Origin of the sequence: Pseudonocardia humida, assembly GCF_023898865.1 — a bacterium.
Classification (GTDB): Bacteria; Actinomycetota; Actinomycetes; order Mycobacteriales; family Pseudonocardiaceae; genus Pseudonocardia; species Pseudonocardia humida.
In genome coordinates this window covers 53830-70332 of sequence record NZ_JAGSOV010000020.1, presented here as the reverse complement: position 1 = coordinate 70332, position 16503 = coordinate 53830, and the positions used below count along the sequence as shown (strand labels likewise).

Annotated in this window: 15 protein-coding genes; 6 read left to right on the top strand and 9 right to left on the bottom strand. The window is 74.6% G+C overall.

The genetic code is table 11. The features are described 5' to 3' along the window. Window positions 1-9 precede the first annotated feature (9 nt). The 6 genes from KDL28_RS09415 to KDL28_RS09390 form a co-directional block, all read right to left on the bottom strand. The gene (locus tag KDL28_RS09415) at window positions 10-903 is read right to left on the bottom strand and encodes a 5-oxoprolinase subunit C family protein (protein WP_252437024.1); all 894 of its coding nucleotides are present in this window, start codon (window positions 901-903) and stop codon (window positions 10-12) included. Beyond that, the gene (locus KDL28_RS09410) at window positions 900-1505 is read right to left on the bottom strand and encodes a 5-oxoprolinase subunit B family protein (protein ID WP_252437023.1); all 606 of its coding nucleotides are present in this window, start codon (window positions 1503-1505) and stop codon (window positions 900-902) included. Before KDL28_RS09410 ends, KDL28_RS09415 begins: the two co-directional genes overlap by 4 nt. Continuing rightward, window positions 1502-2263: a LamB/YcsF family protein gene (locus KDL28_RS09405; protein WP_252437022.1), complete on the bottom strand. Its 762-nt coding sequence runs from the start codon at window positions 2261-2263 to the stop codon at window positions 1502-1504. Before KDL28_RS09405 ends, KDL28_RS09410 begins: the two co-directional genes overlap by 4 nt. A gap of 281 nt (window positions 2264-2544) precedes the next feature. After that, complete coding sequence (locus tag KDL28_RS41405; RefSeq protein WP_252437021.1) at window positions 2545-3372, bottom strand: toll/interleukin-1 receptor domain-containing protein; 828 nt, start codon at window positions 3370-3372, stop codon at window positions 2545-2547. 129 nt (window positions 3373-3501) lie between these two features. Next, a complete protein-coding gene (gene ppc / locus KDL28_RS09395) occupies window positions 3502-6282 on the bottom strand; it encodes a phosphoenolpyruvate carboxylase (protein WP_252437020.1) in 2781 nt (926 codons plus the stop codon). Between the two features lie 124 nt (window positions 6283-6406). Next, window positions 6407-6994 carry an SACE_7040 family transcriptional regulator gene (locus KDL28_RS09390; RefSeq protein ID WP_252437019.1) on the bottom strand — a complete coding sequence of 196 codons (588 nt, stop codon included), beginning with the start codon at window positions 6992-6994 and terminating at the stop codon, window positions 6407-6409. Between the two features lie 90 nt (window positions 6995-7084). Here KDL28_RS09390 and KDL28_RS09385 point away from each other — a divergent pair, with 90 nt between their 5' ends. The 5 genes from KDL28_RS09385 to KDL28_RS09365 all read left to right on the top strand — a co-directional run bounded on the left by KDL28_RS09385 (window position 7085) and on the right by KDL28_RS09365 (window position 13550). Further along, window positions 7085-8188: a HAMP domain-containing protein gene (locus KDL28_RS09385; protein ID WP_252437018.1), complete on the top strand. Its 1104-nt coding sequence runs from the start codon at window positions 7085-7087 to the stop codon at window positions 8186-8188. 80 nt (window positions 8189-8268) lie between these two features. Continuing rightward, on the top strand, window positions 8269-9810 hold the full coding sequence (locus KDL28_RS09380) for a carboxyl transferase domain-containing protein (RefSeq protein WP_252437017.1): 1542 nt from the start codon (window positions 8269-8271) through the stop codon (window positions 9808-9810). A 117-nt stretch (window positions 9811-9927) separates the two neighbouring features. Beyond that, window positions 9928-11907 carry an acetyl/propionyl/methylcrotonyl-CoA carboxylase subunit alpha gene (locus tag KDL28_RS09375; protein WP_252437016.1) on the top strand — a complete coding sequence of 660 codons (1980 nt, stop codon included), beginning with the start codon at window positions 9928-9930 and terminating at the stop codon, window positions 11905-11907. A gap of 2 nt (window positions 11908-11909) precedes the next feature. Continuing rightward, window positions 11910-13058, top strand: a complete 1149-nt coding sequence (locus tag KDL28_RS09370; protein ID WP_252437015.1) for an acyl-CoA dehydrogenase family protein — start codon at window positions 11910-11912, stop codon at window positions 13056-13058. Between the two features lie 102 nt (window positions 13059-13160). Beyond that, window positions 13161-13550, top strand: coding sequence for a hypothetical protein (locus tag KDL28_RS09365; RefSeq protein ID WP_252437014.1), 390 nt, complete (start codon window positions 13161-13163; stop codon window positions 13548-13550). Window positions 13551-13620: 70 nt separating this feature from the next. On the opposite strand, the gene surE is transcribed toward KDL28_RS09365, so the two are convergent. After that, a complete protein-coding gene (gene surE, locus KDL28_RS09360; RefSeq protein WP_252437013.1) occupies window positions 13621-14403 on the bottom strand; it encodes a 5'/3'-nucleotidase SurE in 783 nt (260 codons plus the stop codon). Window positions 14404-14538: 135 nt separating this feature from the next. Between surE and KDL28_RS09355 the strand changes: the two genes are divergently transcribed. Further along, complete coding sequence (locus KDL28_RS09355; RefSeq protein WP_252437149.1) at window positions 14539-15432, top strand: aldose 1-epimerase family protein; 894 nt, start codon at window positions 14539-14541, stop codon at window positions 15430-15432. 41 nt (window positions 15433-15473) lie between these two features. Here KDL28_RS09355 and KDL28_RS09350 read toward each other — a convergent pair whose 3' ends face one another. After that, entirely contained in the window at window positions 15474-15782 is a 309-nt protein-coding gene (locus tag KDL28_RS09350; RefSeq protein ID WP_252437012.1) for a lysophospholipase, read from the bottom strand. After that, window positions 15782-16471: an alpha/beta hydrolase gene (locus KDL28_RS09345; RefSeq protein ID WP_252437011.1), complete on the bottom strand. Its 690-nt coding sequence runs from the start codon at window positions 16469-16471 to the stop codon at window positions 15782-15784. The genes KDL28_RS09350 and KDL28_RS09345 overlap by 1 nt, the downstream gene beginning before the upstream one ends. Window positions 16472-16503 lie beyond the last annotated feature (32 nt).

Below are 16503 nucleotides of genomic sequence, written 5' to 3'. Positions count from 1 at the left end.
TGACGGTCATCAACGGTCCCTCCACGGTGGGTCGACGAGCCGGAAGCGCACGGTCTGCCCGGGCCGGACCTGCGCGGCCCGGTCGACGTCGGCGTCCACCACGACGGCGGCGACCGGGTAGCCGCCGGTGATCGGGTGGTCGGCCAGGAACACGACCGGCTCGCCGCCGGAGGGCACCTGCACGGCGCCGCGGACCATGCCCTCGCTGGGGATCTCGCCGCCGTGCGCCCAGTCCAGCCTGCCGCCCTCCAGCCGCATGCCGACCCGGTCGCTGCGGCTGGACGCCGTCCAGGTGGTGGCGGCGAGCACGGACAGGTCGGCGACGCGGTCGGCGCGCGGCCCGGCGACGGCGCGCAGGGTGACCGGTCCGCCCGGGGGGTCGGCCACCGGGGCCACGTCGATCAGCGGCAGGTCGTCGGGCTCGGGTCCGACCGGCAGCACCTGCCCGACCTCCAGCCGCGGCGGCCCGAGCTCGCCGAGCACGTCGGTGCTGCGCGAGCCGAGCACCGGGTCGACCGAGATGCCGCCGCGCACGGCCAGGTAGCTGCGCAGGCCGGTGGGCGGGACGCCGAGCCGCAGCACCTGGCCGGGGCGCAGGTGGACCAGGCAGTGGTGGCCGACCGGCGTGCCGTCGACGTCGGCGGGGGCGGCCGCGCCGGCCAGCGCGACCGTGTGGCGGGCGGTGGCCCGCACGGCGAGCCCGCCGAAGGTGACCTCGATGCCGGCGGCGCCCTCCGGGTTGGCGACGAGCCGGTTGGCCAGCCGCAGCGCGGCGCGGTCGGCGGCCCCGGAGCGGCCGACGCCGGTGGCCGCCAGACCGGGCCGGCCCAGGTCCTCGACCAGGGCCAGCGGGCCGACGGCCAGCACCTCCACGGCCCGCCCGCCTGCCCTCCCCGCGCTCATCGCGCCTCCACGAACCGCACGCGGCCGCCGGGCTGCAGCAGGGCGCCGGTGTCCATGCTCCACAGGGTCGCACCGGTGCGCCCGATCAGCTGCCAACCGCCCGGCGACGCCCGCGGGTACACGCCGGAGAACTCGCCGGCCAGCCCGACCGAGCCGGCCGGGACGGTGGTCCGCGGCTCGCTGCGGCGGGCCACGTCCAGCCGCGGGTCGCCGTCGACCAGGTAGGCGAAGCCGGGGGCGAACCCGCCGAACGCCACCCGCCACGGCCGCCCGGTGTGCGCCTCGACGACGCCGTCGCGGCCGAGGCCGGTCAGCTCGCCGACCTCGTCGAGGTCGGGGCCGTCGTAGTGCACGGGGATCTCCACCACCTCGCCGTCCGGGGGTGCCGCGCCGGGCTCGACCCGCAGCTCCAGCACCGCCCGGCGGACCGCGGCCAGGTCGGTGCCGGGGGCGACGGTCAGCAGCACGGTCCGCGCGGCCGGCACGACGTCCAGCACCCCCGGCGGGGCGTCCGCGCGCAGCGCATCGGCCAGCGCCAGCACCTCGCGCAGGTCGTCGACGTCCACGAGCAGGGCGGCGTCGCCGCAGGGCAGCACGTTCACGAAGGCCCACCGACGAACGGCCGCAGCGCCACCCCCGCCGCCTCCAGCCGGTCGCGCACCGCGCGGGCCATGGCCACCGCGCCGGGGGAGTCGCCGTGCACGCAGGCCGACTCGGCGCGCACCTCGACCGCACTGCCGTCCACCGCGACCACCGAGCCCGCGCTCACCATCCGCAGCACCCGCTCGGCCACCTCGTCGGGGTCCTCCAGCAGGGCGCCGGGCTCGCTGCGCGGCACGAGGGTGCCCTGCGGGGTGTAGCCGCGGTCGACGAAGAACTCCCGCACGGTCCGCAGCCCCGCCGCCTCGGCCAGCCGCAGCAGCTCCGAGCCGGGCAGTCCCAGCACCGGCAGCGACTTGTCGTAGTCGCGGACGGCGTCGACCACGGCCTGGGCCTGCGCGGTGTGGTGCACCGCGGTGTTGTAGAGCGCGCCGTGCGGCTTGACGTACCGCACGGACGTGCCCGCGACCCGGCACATCCCGTCGAGCGCGCCGATCTGGTAGATCACGTCGGCGGCCAGCTCGGCCGGCGCCACGTCGATGAACCGCCGCCCGAAGCCGGCCAGGTCGCGGTACCCCACCTGCGCCCCGACCGCCACCCCCCAGCGGGCGGCCGAGGCGCAGGTGCGCCGCAACGTCGACGGGTCGCCCGCGTGGAAGCCGCAGGCGACGTTCGCCGAGGTCACGAGTTCGAGCATCGCCTCGTCGTCGCCGAGCACCCACCGGCCGAACGACTCGCCGAGATCGGAGTTGAGGTCCATGGTCACAGGGTCACAGAGTCGTCGACGGGACACCGCCGTGAGACGGTCCGACGTCCGGCGCGCTCCACATGCCGCTGCCCTCCCGATCCATGACCTGGACCACTGCCACTCCGTACGGTACGTCAGGTTGCACGTGGAGCAAAGGGGTTGTTGAACAATGGGTGGATTCGGCCGGTCCGGAGCTGTCCTCGCCGGCGTGTGACGCGCCCCCGGATGTGGTCGGCGCGCTGCGTGTGGCCCCGACCGACGGGATGGGACTCGATCGACGGATCGCCGTCAGGTCACCAGCGGCCGGTGACCGGGAAGCCGTGCCGGATCGCGTGGACCAGCCGGGTGTACCCGATCGGCGTGAACAGGTCGACGTGATGCAGGTGCTTCAGTTCTCGGGGGATGTCGCACGGTTCCAGTCGCACCGGTATCAGGTAGATGGTTCCCGGTCGCCGGTCCATCGCGCGGTCGAGGGCGAATTCGACCTCGCGGCGCATGAATCCGGCGCCGGCGAGCGACGTGCGCGACAGGCAGACGAGCACGCGCTCGGCGTCGTCGAGAGCGCGCATGATCTCCGATTCCCAGTCCTGGCCGGGGAGGAGGTCCTGCTCGTCCAGCCAGCAGCGGACGCCGTCGGCGGTGAGGCGGTCGTAGAGCGTGTGCACGGCGGGCTTGTCCGCCGAGCTGTGCGACAGGAACGTCAATGACGCGACCGGGCGCAGTGCCGGTCCGAGGCCCGGGACCATGCCCTGACCAGCGGTGGAGTTCTCGACCCGGTGCAGCGCGTCCTGCCACTGCTGGATGAGCGCCGCGGGCACGAGGCACGCCGCCAGCAGCCGACCGAGCGAGACCGGGTCGGGTAGGGCCCGGCTGTCCGCGAGCCACTCCTCGATCTCGATGCGGCTGGGCGGCAGGACGGGCAGCGGAGCGAACGGCCAGGTCTCCGGAGTGCCGCAGTCGCGCAGGATGCGGTCGACGACGTGCAACACCCGGATGCGCGCGCGGATGGTGCGGAGTGGAATCTTGCGTCCGCAATTGAAACGGCCCGCGGCGAGGTCGCGGAGTGCGGCCGAGAACTGCGCCGGCGTCGTGATCGCCGCCGGATCGAGGTCATCGCGCACGGTGCCTCCCACTCCTGTCCGGAGTGGGCGATGGTAGACGGCGGCACCGGCCGACGTTTTCCGCCCCGCGATTATCGGGCCGCCGACAAGGCGCTCTCGAAGACGTATTCGATTCCGCTGGTATACCGCTCAGCCCGTGTTGCGCAGCCCCGCCGCGATCCCGTTCACCGTCAGCGACAGCGCCCGGCGCAGCTCCGGGTCGGGGTCGGACGTGCGCCGCCGCCGGGCCAGCAGCTCGACCTGCAGGTGGTGCAACGGCTCCAGGTACGACGCGCGCACCGCCAGCGTGTTGCGCAGCACCGGGTGCCGGGCCAGCAGCGTGGGGCTGCCGGTCAGCCGCAGCACCTCGCGCAGGGTGCGGGCGTGCTCGGCGGTGATGTCGTCGAAGACCGGGTGCAGCGCCGGATCGACCAGCTCGGCCACGTAGAACCCGGCGATCCGCAGGTCGGTCTTGGCCAGCGTCATCTCCACGTTGCCCAGCAGGTTCGTGAAGAACGCCCAGCGGCGCATCTCGTCGAGCACCTCGCCGTAGCCCGCCTCGCGGGCCGCGAGCAGCCCGCTGCCCAGGCCGTACCAGCCGGGCACCACCATCCGGGTCTGCGTCCAGCCGAACACCCACGGGATGGCCCGCAGGTCCTCCAGGGTGGGGGTGCCCGCGCCGGGGCGCCGTGACGGCCGCGAGCCGAAGTTGAGCTCGCCCAGTTCGTCGACCGGGGTCGCGGCGGCGAAGAACTCCGCCAGCCCCGGCTGCTCGACCAGCCCGCGGTAGGCGGCCCGGGCGGCGTCGGACACCACGGTCATCGCCTCGTCCCAGCGGTCGAGGGTGGCGCCGTCCCAGCGCGAGGACTGGTGCAGCAGCGTCGCCTCCAGCACCGCCGACAGCATGATCTCCAGGTTGTCGTGGGCCAGCGCGGGCAGCGAGTACTTGTCCGAGACCACCTCGCCCTGCTCGGTGGTCTTCATGGTGGCGTCCACGGTGCCGAACGGCGCCGAGGCCACCGCCTCCGCCGACGGGCCGCCGCCGCGCCCCACCGATCCGCCCCGGCCGTGGAACAGCCGCAGCCGCACGCCGTGCTTGGCCGCGATGTCGCGCAGCTGGCGCTGCGCGCGGTGGATCTCCCACTGGGAGGTGGTGATCCCGGCGCCCTTGTTGGAGTCGGAGTAGCCGAGCATGACCTCCTGCAGGTCGCCGCGGTTGCGCACCTGCTGGCGGTAGCCGGGCACGGACAGCAGCTCGTCGAGCAGGGGACCGGCCTGGCTCAGCTCCTCGACCGTCTCGAACAGCGGCACCAGGTCGACCGAGCTGCGCGGGTCGTTGCGCAGCTCCACCATGAACGCCTCGCGGGCCAGCACCGTCACCGCCAGCAGGTCGTCCACGCCCTGGCACATCGACACGATGTAGGTCTGCGCGACCTCGCGGCCGAACTCGTGCTGGACGTCGTGCAGCATGTCGAAGATCGCCAGCACGTCGGCGGCGCCGTCGGGCAGCCCGTAGTGGCGCCGGACCAGCGGGCGGCCGCTGTCCAGCTCGGCGGCCAGCAGCGCGGTGCGCTCGGCCCTGGTCAGCTCGGCGTAGGGCCTGTCCAGCTCGCCGAGCGCGTCGTAGACGGCCCCGAGCGCGGCGTGGTGGCGCGCGCTGTGCTCGCGCACGTCCAGCTCGGCCAGGTGCAGCCCGATCGCCCGGGCGCTGCGCAGCGCCCTGGCCAGGGTGCCGTCGGCGATCCGGCCGCCGAGGTGCGCGCGCAGCGAGCGGTCGAGCAGGGCCAGGTCGGCGATGTAGCCGTGCGGGCCGAGGTAGTCGTGCCCGGGCACGTGGGCGGTGCGCTCCCGCAGCCGCGTGCGGGTGTTGGCCAGCCGGGCCAGCACGTAGGACAGCTTCAACCGGTAGGGCTCGTGGGCGTTGAGCCGGATGAACCGGTCGTGCACGTCGGGCAGCGCGCGCCGGTCCCGGGCCAGCGACGAGCGCAGCTCCTCGGACACCCCGATCACCCGCGTCGACAGCGACAGCTCGCTGATCAGCTCCTCGACCAGCCCCTCCTGGATGCGCACGGCCCGGTCCGAGTACAGCTCCAGCACCTCGCGGGTGACCGCCGGGGTGACGTTGGGGTTGCCGTCGCGGTCGCCGCCGACCCAGCAGCCCAGCACCAGCGGGCTGGGCCCGTCCGGCACGTCGAACCCGGCCGCCCGCACCTCCCGCTCGAACTCGCCGAGCAGGTCGGGCACGGCGTGGCCGCCCAGCTGCTCCATGTACCAGCCGATCGCCCTGGCCTCGTCGGCCACCGTCGGCCTGCCCGGGCGCAGCTCGTCGGTCTGCCAGAGCAGGTCGACCAGCGCGGCCAGCGACTCGTCGGGCGCGCCGCGGTCGAGGGCGTCGGCCACCCGGCGCAGGATCGCCAGCACCGACTGCCGCGACGACTCGGTGGGGTGCGCGGTGAATACCGGACGCAGCTCGGTGCGGCTCAGCGCGTCCTGCACCTCGGCGCGGTCGGCCGTGACCGCGAGGCGCTGCATGAGCCGGTGCAGCCTGCCGCGCCCCTCCGGGCGTGACGCGGCCAGCTCGCGCGCCCGGTGCCGCTGCTCTGCGATGTTGGCCAGCTGGAAGTACTGGGAGAACGCCCTGGTCAGCGAGACCGCCGCGCCCGCGTCCAGGCCGCGCAGCAGGGCGGTGATCCCGGCGTCGTCCCCGGACCGCACGGCCGCCCGCGACAGCACGCGGACCTGCTCGACCAGCTCCAGCAGCTCCGGACCGCCGTGGTGGGCCAGCGTCTGGCCGAGCATCGTGGAGAGCCTGCGGATGTCGGCGCGCAGGGCCTCGTGGGTCCGTTCGGAGACCACGCCGGCGTGCGCGGCGAGCGAGTCGGGCGCCAGCAGGTCGGGCGCGGCGTCGACGGCGGGGTCCTGGATGCTCACGTGCGCCTCCCGGCGGTGCGGTGGGGCCGCCCGCGCCGGTGGGAACGACAGTTCGCCCACGATGGTCCCTGAATCGTTCACGTCCGCCAAGACCGGCGCGCGGCCCGTCACCCGTACCGGCGGGTCAGCCCGCTGCGGTCGGGGTGAGGCCGGTCAGCGCGGCGAGCGCCATCCGGCCGAGCAGCGCGGCGACCTCCGGCTCGCGCGAGCCCGCGTGCGGGGTGGAGTTGAGCAGCCCGAACGCGCCGTGCGCCGCCGTGCGGGCCGCCTCGGCGGCGAGGGCGGGGTGCACCCGGCGCAGCGTCCTCACCCAGATCTCGACGTACGTGCGCTGCAGCTGGCGCACCCGGTGCTGCTCGGCGGGGGGCAGGCTGGCCAGGTCGCGGTCCTGCACCACGATCAGCTCCGGCTCGCGCAGCGCGAAGTCGGCGTGGAAGCGGACCAGCGCGGCGAGCACCTCGGACGGGTCGCCCGAGCCGGCCGCGATCCCCCGACCGCCGGCCAGCAGGTGCTCGCTTATGCCCACCAACAGCTCGGTGAGCAGCGCCTCCTTGCCCGGGAAGTGCCGGTAGAGGGCCGGTCCGCTGATCCCCACGGCGGCCCCCAGGTCGGCGATGCTGACCCCGTGGAAGCCGCGCCGGGCGAACAGCTGCGCGGCCACGGTGAGGATCTGCTGGCGCCGGCTCGGGCCGGCGGCCCCGGCGGTGGCCATCGTCGCAGCGTAGCGCGGGGTTAACGGTTCCTAACCGACTGACGTCCGCGCGGTATTCAGGGTCGCGCGCCTTGTCGTTACGCTCTTGCCATGGTGGGCGGGCTCGGTGCACGGATCGGCGCGCGCGTCACAGCGGCGCTCACCGCTGCAGTGGTGATGGCGGTCGTCCTGGTGCTCTCGGGCGTCGGACTGATCTTCCTGGTGGGCACGTCCCTCGAGGACCGGCTCGACGAGACGGCCCAGCAGGCGGTGTCGGACACGCTGGTGTTCGACGTGCTGATCGCGGTCCCGGTCCTCATCGTGGTCTCCGGCCTGGTGTTCTACCTGTTCGCCGGGCAGCCGCTCGGCGCGGTGGAGTCGCTGCGGGCGCGGGCCGCCTCGGCGGTCGACCCCGACCGGCCGCTGCCGGAGCCCGCGGGCCAGGACGAGGTGGCCCGGCTGGCCGAGACGATGAACGCGCTGCTGGGCAGGCTCGAGGAGGCCCGCGCCGTGCAGCACCGCCTCGCCGCGACCGGCCACGAGCTGCGCGCCCCGCTCTCCGCGCTGGGCAACGGGCTCGACCAGATCCAGCGCGGCCAGCTCGACCGGTCCGCCGCGGGCGCGCTGCGCAGCGAGGTCGACCGGCTCGGCAAGGTCGTCGACGCGCTGCTGTCCGGGACGGCTCCGCAGCTGCGCCGCGACGACACCGGCCACGGCCCGGAGCACCACACCGCGCCCGTCTCCACCACGGCGTCCGGCGGCATGCCCGCGGTCCGCCCGCGCGCCGCCGCCCCGGGCCAGCAGGGGCCGCAGGGCAAGCCGAACCAGCCGGTCCACGGCCAGCCGGACCAGTCGGACACCGGCGAGGCCACCACGGTGATCAACCCGCTGCCCCGCGGCCCGCAGGACGTCCGCCCCGTCCGCGACGAGGACGCCCGCGAGGACCCGGTCACCGCGCCGCGCGGGATCCCGATCGTGCGCCCGAGCGAGACCACCGGTCCGCGGCAGCGGTTCCACCCGCAGGGCCCGCCCGGCCCGACCACCGGCGTCATCAAGCCGATCGATCCCAACCTGCCGCCCCCCGGTCCGGGGCAGCAGAACCAGCCGAACCCGCCGAACCAGCAGGGCGGGCCGCGCGGTGGGGGCCCCGACCGCCGCGGCGGGCACGTCCCCACCGACCCGCGCGGCACCCCCACCCGCGGTCAGTCCCGCTGACCCTTCCCCGGGGTGGCCCATGGCGCCTCCGGTTAATGGTCGCTAACGTGGTTAACGACCGCTAACCGAGGGAGTCGGGCGTGACGACCACCAGCCCCACCGCGACCGGCCACGCCGCCGCCCACCGGGAGCTCGTCGCCGACCTGCGGGACAAGCTCGCCGCCGCCCGGCTCGGCGGCCCCGAGCGGGCCCGCACCCGCCACGTCGAGCGGGGCAAGCTGCTCCCGCGCGACCGCGTCGACTCCCTGGTCGACCCGTCGTCGCCGTTCCTGGAGCTGTCGCCGCTGGCCGCGCACGGCCTCTACGGCGGCGACGCCCCGGGCGCCGGGATGATCACGGGGGTCGGCCGGGTCGCCGGGCGCGAGTGCGTGGTCGTGGCCAACGACGCCACCGTCAAGGGCGGCACCTACTACCCGATGACGGTCAAGAAGCACCTGCGCGCGCAGGAGGTGGCCCTGCACAACCGGCTGCCCTGCATCTACCTGGTCGACTCCGGCGGCGCCTACCTCCCCGAGCAGGACAGCGTCTTCCCCGACCGCGAGCACTTCGGCCGCATCTTCTACAACCAGGCGCAGATGTCCGGGCGGGGCATCCCGCAGATCGCCGCGGTCATGGGCTCGTGCACGGCGGGTGGGGCCTACGTGCCGGCGATGAGCGACGAGGCGGTCATCGTCCGCGACCAGGGCACGATCTTCCTGGGCGGCCCGCCGCTGGTGAAGGCGGCCACCGGCGAGGTCGTCACGGCCGAGGAACTGGGCGGCGGCGAGCTGCACTCGCGGGTCTCCGGCGTCACCGACCACCTCGCCACCGACGACGCGCACGCCCTGCGGATCATCCGCGGCATCGTCGCCACGCTGGGCCCGCGCGCGCCGCGGCCCTGGGACGTCGCGCCCACCGAGGCGCCGCTGGAGGACCCGGCCTCGGTCTACGACGTCGTCCCGACCGACTCCCGCACCCCCTACGACGTGCGCGAGGTGATCCGCCGGGTCGTCGACGGGTCGCGGTTCCAGGAGTTCAAGTCCGAGTACGGCACGACGCTGGTCACCGCGTTCGCCCGCATCCACGGCCACCCGGTCGGGATCGTGGCCAACAACGGCATCCTGTTCTCCGAGTCGGCGCTCAAGGGCGCCCACTTCATCGAGCTGTGCGACCAGCGCGCCATCCCGCTGGTGTTCCTGCAGAACATCTCCGGGTTCATGGTCGGGCGCGAGTACGAGGCCGGCGGGATCGCCAAGAACGGCGCCAAGATGGTCACCGCCGTGGCCTCCACCCGGGTCCCGAAGCTGACGGTCATCATCGGCGGCTCGTTCGGCGCCGGGAACTACTCGATGTGCGGGCGGGCGTACTCGCCGCGGTTCCTGTTCATGTGGCCGAACGCGCGGATCTCGGTGATGGGCGGCGAGCAGGCCGCCACCGTGCTCTCCACGGTCGGCTCCGGCGCCGATCCGGACGCCATCCGCGCCCAGTACGAGACCCAGGGCCACCCGTACTACTCCACCGCCCGCCTCTGGGACGACGGCGTCATCGACCCCGCCGACACCCGCACGGTGCTGGGCCTGTCCCTCTCCGCCGCCGCCAACGCCCCGCTGGCCGACCCGGCCTTCGGCGTCTTCCGGATGTGATCGCCGTGCTGCTGAACCCCCCGCTGCCCGCCCGCTCCGAATGTCAGGAAAGCCACCATCAGGACGCCACACGTCCTGATGGTGGCTTTCCTGACACGGGGGAGAGGGGGACGACGCATGTTTGAGACCGTGCTGGTCGCCAACCGCGGCGAGATCGCGGTGCGGGTGATCCGGACGCTGCGGCGGATGGGGATCCGCAGCGTCGCCGTGTACTCCGACGCCGACGCGGGGGCCCCGCACGTCGCGGCGGCCGACCTGGCCGTGCGGATCGGGCCGCCCCCGGCCGCGCAGAGCTACCTGTCGATCGAGCGGATCGTCGAGGCGGCGCGCGCCACCGGGGCCCAGGCCGTCCACCCCGGCTACGGGTTCCTGTCGGAGAACACCGCGTTCGCCGCGGCCTGCGCGGAGGCGGGCGTCGTGTTCGTCGGGCCGCCGACCGCGGCCATCGAGGCGATGGGCGACAAGATCGCGGCGAAGGCCACCGTGGCCAAGGCCGGGGTGCCGGTCGTGCCCGGCTCGGACGGCGCCGGGCTCTCCGACCAGGAGCTGGCGCTGGCCGTCGAGCAGGTCGGCTACCCGGTGCTGCTCAAGCCCTCCGCGGGCGGCGGCGGCAAGGGCATGCGCGAGGTGCACGACGCCGCCGGGCTGGCCGAGGCCATCACCTCGGCCCGCCGGGAGGCCCGCGCCTCCTTCGGCGACGACACGCTGCTGGTCGAGCGCCTCATCACCACCCCGCGCCACATCGAGGTGCAGGTGCTGGCCGACACCCACGGCAACGTCATCCACCTCGGCGAGCGCGAGTGCAGCCTGCAGCGCAGGCACCAGAAGATCGTCGAGGAGGCGCCGTCGGCGCTGCTGACCGTCGAGCAGCGGGAGCGGATGGGCGCGGCCGCGGTCGAGGCCGCCCGCGCCGTGGGCTACACCGGGGCCGGGACCGTCGAGTTCATCGTCGGGGCCGACCGGCCCGACCAGTTCTACTTCCTGGAGATGAACACCCGGCTGCAGGTCGAGCACCCGGTGACCGAGGAGGTCCACGACATCGACCTGGTCGAGGCGCAGCTGCGCGTGGCGGCGGGCGAGGTGCGGCCGTGGCCGCTGAACGTGCGGGCCCGCGGGCACGCCGTCGAGGCCCGCGTGTACGCCGAGGACCCGGCGGCCGGCTTCCTGCCCACCGGCGGGCGCATCCTCGCCCTGCGCACCCCGGCCGGGGTGCGCGTCGACTCCGGCGTCGAGACCGGCACCGTCGTCGGCAGCGACTACGACCCGATGCTGGCCAAGGTCGTCGCCTGGGGGCACGACCGCGCCGACGCGCTGGGCAGGCTGGACGCGGCGCTGCGCGAGACCGTCCTGCTCGGCGTCGGCACCAACATCGCCTTCCTGCGCGCGCTGCTGGCCGACCCGGACGTGCGGGCCGGGCGGCTCGACACCGGTCTGGTCGGCCGCCGGGTCGACGACTGGACCGCCGCGGGCCCCTCGGACGACGTGCTGGTCGCCGCGGCCGTGCACGCCCTGCTGGAGCTGGAGCCCACCGGGGCGGTGGTCGACCCGTTCGACGTGCCGGGTGGCTGGCGGGTCGGCGAGCCGGCCTGGGTGAGCTGGCAGATGGCGGTGGCGGGGCGCGAGCCGGTGGCCGTGCGGGTGCGCGGGCGGGCCGCCGACGCGGCCTGCCGGGTCGGCGACGGGCCGGAGCGGCGGTGCTCGGGCGCGCTGTCGGGCGACCGGCTCACCGTCACCGTCGACGGCCTCACCCGCGCCTACACGGTCGCCCGCGACGGCGAGGTGCTCTGGCTCGGTCGCGACGGCGCGGCGTGGGCCGTGCGCGAGCGCCCTCCGCTGGAGGCGGCGGCCGCTGCCGAGCAGGGCGCGGGCGGGCCGGTGCGCTCACCGATGCCCGGCACCGTCACCGTCGTGGAGGTGGTCGCGGGGCAGGTGGTCGCGGCGGGCGACCGGCTGGTCGTGGTGGAGGCGATGAAGATGGAGCACGTGCTCACCGCCCCGGTCGACGGGACGGTCCGCGAGGTGACCGCGGCCGTCGGCGCGACCGTCGCGAAGGACGAGGTGCTGGCGGTCGTCGAGCCCGCAGCGGGAGAGGAGTGACCATGGACCTGACCCTGAGCGAGGAGCACGCGGCCCTGCGGGCGACCGTCGAGGAGTTCGCGCGCAAGGAGGTCGCGCCGGTCATCGGCGAGCTCTACGAGCGCGGCGAGTTCCCGTACGACCTGGTCGCGAAGATGGGCGCGATGGGCCTGTTCGGGCTGCCCATCTCCGAGGAGTACGGCGGCATGGGCGGCGACTACTTCGCCCTCTGCCTGGCCCTGGAGGAGCTGGCCAGGGTCGACTCGTCGGTGGCGATCACCCTGGAGGCCGGGGTGTCGCTGGGCGCGATGCCGATCTACCGGTTCGGCACCGAGGAGCAGAAGCGCGAGTGGCTGCCCGCGCTGGCCGCGGGCGAGCGGCTGGGCGCGTTCGGGCTCACCGAGTCCGGCGGCGGCTCCGACGCGGGCGCCACCCGCACCACCGCCACCCCGGACGGCGACGAGTGGGTGGTCAACGGCTCGAAGGCGTTCATCACCAACTCCGGCACCGACATCACCAGCCTGGTGACCGTCACGGCGGTCACGGGCACCTCGAACGGCCGCAAGGAGATCTCGGCGATCCTGGTCCCGGCCGGCACGCCGGGGTTCACGGTCTCGGAGAAGTACTCGAAGGTCGGGTGGAGCGCGTCGGACACCCGGGAGCTGTTCTTCGACGACGTCCGGGTGCCGGCCGCGAACCTGGTGGGCGAGCTCGGCCGCGGATACGCCCAGTTCCTGTCCATCCTCGACGAGGGCCGGGTCGCGATCGCCGCGCTGTCGGTCGGGCTGGCCCAGGGCTGCGTCGACGAGTCGGTGCGCTACGCCCACGAGCGGCACGCGTTCGGCAACGCCATCGGCAGCTACCAGGCCATCCAGTTCAAGATCGCCGACATGGAGGTGCGGGCGCACACCGCCCGGCTGGCCTACTACGCGGCGGCGTCGAAGATGCTGCGCGGCGAGCCGTTCAAGAAGGAGGCGGCGATCGCCAAGCTGGTGGCCTCCAACGCGGCGATGGACAACGCCCGCGACGCCACCCAGGTCTTCGGCGGCTACGGCTTCATGAACGAGTACCCGGTCGGGCGGTTCTACCGCGACGCCAAGATCCTGGAGATCGGCGAGGGCACCTCGGAGGTGCAGCGGATGCTGATCGCCCGCCAGCTCGGCCTCGGCTGAGGATCGCCCGCGGTTGCCCCACGTCGGGGTGGGAGCGGTACCGTCCGGCCGACGGCGAGACGCAGGCTGCTCCCGGCGAACGACGAGACGGAGGGCGACATCGTGGCCAGCTGGGACGACCTGGGTGTCTTCGTGCGGGTCCGCTACGAGATCATGAAGTCGGCCGACGGCGAGCTGTGGTTCAACCTGCCGACCGTCGGCGAGCGCAGCCAGATCGTCGCGGTCCGGCTGGTGACCGGCGAGGACGGCCACCCGTGGGCGCAGATCACCTCCCCGGTCGGGCGCACCGCCGAGATCGACCTGGTCGCGCTGCTGCAACGGGCCGGGGAGTCGGTCGTCGGCGGGGTCATCGACGAGAAGGGCCTGGCCCTGTTCCGGCACTCCATCCCGCTCGGCGACACCGAGCTGACCGGCTTCGAGCGCGCCTTCCGGGTCGTGGTCGACGTGGCCGACCGCCTGGAGCTGGAGCTCACGGGCGCCGACGAGCACTGACCCCCCCGTCGAGAACGAAGCTGTCGTCGTTTGGACCGGTCCAAACTGACGACAACTTCGTTCTCGACGGTTAGGCGGGGACGGGGTTCAGGACGCCGGGCAGCTCGCCGACCGAGACCAGCCGGGTGAGCGTGGGGTGGCCCTCGGCGAGCAGGGCGATGTCGGTGCCCGGTTCGGGGGAGCTGTTCTCCACGTAGGTGGCGTGCAGGGCGTCGCCGTCGTCGCCGCTCTTGCGGTCGACCCGGATCTGCACCGAACCGAACCGGGCCAGCCGCGCCTCCCGCAGCTCGCCCAGCTCCGCGGCCGGTCGGTTGGGCACGTTCAGCGACAGCACCGTGCCCTCGACCGAGCCCAGCAGCAGGTCGACGACCTGCGGCAGCACCGCGTGCACCGCCTCCCAGTGCGCGACGTCCGGGATCTGCGGGCCGCTGTCCAGCGACACCGCCAGCCCCCGCCACCCGTGCAGCGACCCGGCCAGCGCCGCCCCCACCGTGCCCGAGTGCAGGACCGAGTGGCCGGTGTTGGCGCCGTAGTTGACCCCGGAGAGCACCAGGTCGGGCTGGGGGTCGAGCCACCCCCGCCCGGCGGAGTGCACGATGAACGCCGGGTGGCCCTCCACCGCGAACGCCGGCACGCCGACCAGCTCGGGGAGCTCCCTGGCGTGCAGCCGGGTGCGCCCGCCGTCGCGCACCGACCACACCGAGGCGCCCACCCCGCTGGAGTCGACGTGCGGTGCGGCGACCACGACGTCCAGCCCGGCCGCGCGGGCCCCGGCGGCCAGGGTCCACAGCCCCGGCGAGTCGATTCCGTCGTCGTTGGTGATCAGGGCCCGGAGCCTGCGGGAGGAAGCCACCCCGCCACGGTAAGCGAGCCCGGTGGCCGTTCGGCGTCCACGCGACGACGCTCACCCGACGACGTGCCGCGCCGGGCGGGTCTCGACCGACGCGGCACGGGGCGGCGTCCTAGGCTGCCGGGCGTGGTGACACCGATGCTCCCGACCGGCCAGCAGCTCGAGATCTCCGCCGGCCCGGCGCGAGCCGTGCTCACCCAGGTCGGCGCCGGGCTGCGCGCCTTCTCCTCCGGCGGCCGGCCCTACGTCGAGACGTTCGCCGAGGACCGCCGCCCGCCCCGCGGCGCGGGCACGATCCTGGTGCCGTGGCCCAACCGGGTGGCGAAGGGCCGCTGGACCTGGCGGGGCGAGCCCCAGCAGCTCGCGCTGACCGAGCCCGCCGGCGGCAACGCCATCCACGGCCTGCTCCGCCACACCGTCTACGAGATCCGTGAGCGCACCGAGGGCTCGATCACGCTCGGCGCCATCGTGACGGTGCAGCCCGGCTGGCCGGTGCCGCTGGACACCGACATCCGCTACGCGGTCGGCGAGGACGGCCTGACCGTCACCCACACCGTCCGCAACATCGGCGGCGCCCCGGTGCCGTTCGGCGTGGGCGCCCACCCGTACCTGCGGGCGGGCGACTCCGAGACCGACGACTCCGTGCTCACCCTGTCAGCCGGGACGTCGCTCCCGCTCGACGGCGGCCTGCCCGCAGGCCCCACCGTCCCGGTCTCCGGCGACCTCGACTTCCGCGCGGGCCGACCGCTGCGGGGCCGCGAGCTCGACCACGCCTTCGGCGACTGCACCCCCACCGACGGCCTGGTCCGCCACCGCCTCGCCGGGCCCGCCGGGGAGGTCGAGATGTGGGCCGAGCCGGTGTTCGGCTGGGTCCAGGTCTTCACCCCCGACGACCACCCCGACCGCGGGCGCGCGGTGGCGGTCGAGCCGATGACCTGCCCGCCGGACGCCCTCAACACGGGCGTGGGCCTGATCGAGCTGGCCGCGGGCGAGGAGTGGACGGGCAGCTGGGGCATCCGCCCCCTCTCCTGAGTCCCTGTCGGCCCCCTGCTCGAGCTGAGGCGGGACGCCGGTCACCGCGCGACGGGGTCGGCCGCCGCGACCATCGTGGTGCCCAGCCAGTCCAGGACGGGCTCGGGCCGGCGCTGGAACTCCAGGTAGCCGTCCCAGCGGCGCGTGGTCCCGGGGACCCAGTGCAGCCTCTTGCGGTCGCCGGGAACGGCGTCGAACATCGCCCGGACGTCGCTCGGGTCGGTGAGGACGTCGTCGTGCACCTGGAGGAGGAACACCGGCACGGTGACGTTGCGCGCCCACTCGATCGGGGCGCGCCGCGGGAGACCGATGCCGGTGGTGAGGACGAGGCGCCTGCTCAGGTCGGCCATCAACCGGTCGTCGATGCGCTGGTGGGGACCCCGGCCAGGGCGAGCTGGCGCTCGAGGATCACCCGCGTCGTCAGCGGCTGCACGGCGACCACACCCCGCACCGTCGAGAAGGCGTCGGGGGACTGCGTCATCGCCGCGAAGGTGGCGTTGGCGCCGAGGCAGCGGCTGAGCAGGCCGATCCGCAGCTCCCGGATGTCCGGCCGGGACCGGACGTACCGCAGGGATCCGACGACGTCGCGCGCCTCGAACAGCCCGCTGGTCCCGATGCCCCCGTTGGCCGCGCCGCTGAGACCGTGGTTGCGCAGGTCGTAGGCCAGCACGTGGTAGCCGGCGTCGTGCAGGATCCGGTAGTCCGGCACGAAGTCCACTTCGATCGCGTTGCCGCTGGACGCCCACCGCGACCGCCACGGCTCCAGGTGGCTCGGCAGACCGGACCGGCTGAACCCGCTCGGGTGGTTGGCCACGACCACGCGGTCCGCTCCGGGGGCGGGGATGAACCAGCCCTCCAGCGGAACCCCGTCGGCGGACGGGAAGGTGACGTCCTCGAAGTCCAGGCCCACCTCGTCGGGCGTGTGCAGGACCGGCGCGCGCAGCTGCGACCGGAAGCCGTCGGCGATGCCCTGGAGGAGCCCGTCGATCTCGTCGTCGGACAGGCGGGCCCCACTCGGGGGTGCGGGCGGATCGGCCATGTCGTTGCTCCCGTGTCGGGTCGTGGGGTCGG